Consider the following 905-nt stretch of genomic DNA (forward strand, 5'->3'; position numbering starts at 1 on the left):
ATTGGCGTCAGAGTCAATGTGCAGTGCCAAATCATTATCGGCAAAGAAGTCGCAGACGTCTGCAATGCGCTTAAAAAGCTTGTTGCCGGTAAACAGACTACCGGCGATCGGCTCCCCACCAGGAAGAAATGGGGAGCGGTCATTGTCGATTTCGTGATTAGCGTTTTCCAGCCGCTCGTTCCTGCGATTGCCGGAGGCGGGGTCCTGAAATCATTGCTGATTATCCTCGATATGGTGGGATGGTTAAGCAAAGACACTTCCACATATAAAGTGCTGGACAGCATCGGCACCGCGCCGATTTACTTTCTGCCTCTGCTTGTTGCCATCACCACGGCGACGAAGCTTAAAGTCAATGTCCTCCTGGCCGTGTCTGCGGTATCAGTGCTGATCCTGCCTTCTCTGACAGCAATGATGACCAAAGGCACAACGTTCCTGATGTTTGACATCCAGAACATCCCTTATGCCACGCAGGTATTTCCGGCCATTCTTTGCGTACTCTTTTATGCGCAAACGGAAAAGTTCTTYAACCGYTACTCACCCAGTGCGCTGAAAACTTTTCTGGCGCCGATGATGTCGCTGCTGGTGACGGTACCGGTCACATTGCTTTTTCTCGGGCCGTTAGGTTACGAGCTGGGATCAGCACTCGCGACAGCGATCCTCTGGCTGTATGGCAAATTCGGTTTTGTTGCCACAGCAGTGCTTGCCGGTGCTCTGCCTTTTATCGTGGCAGCCGGGATGCACAAGCCTTTGCTGCCCTATGCCGTAGCTGCCATGGGTCAGTTCGGACGCGAGACGTTATATCTGCCTGCATCGCTGGCTCATAACATTGCCGAAGCCGGTGCCTGCCTTGCCATTACGATTAAAAGCAAAGACAAAAGCATGAAATCCACTGCGCTCTCATCCGG

1 protein-coding gene is annotated in these 905 nt (G+C 52.4%); it reads left to right on the top strand.

Annotated elements, in window-relative coordinates; translation table 11 throughout:
- Positions 1-905 (top strand): PTS sugar transporter subunit IIC (locus tag E2L00_RS21335; RefSeq protein WP_167615038.1); only part of this gene is annotated, 905 nt, incomplete at both ends.

Origin of the sequence: Cedecea colo, from assembly GCF_011808225.1 — a bacterium.
Lineage (GTDB): Bacteria > Pseudomonadota > Gammaproteobacteria > Enterobacterales > Enterobacteriaceae > Dryocola > Dryocola colo.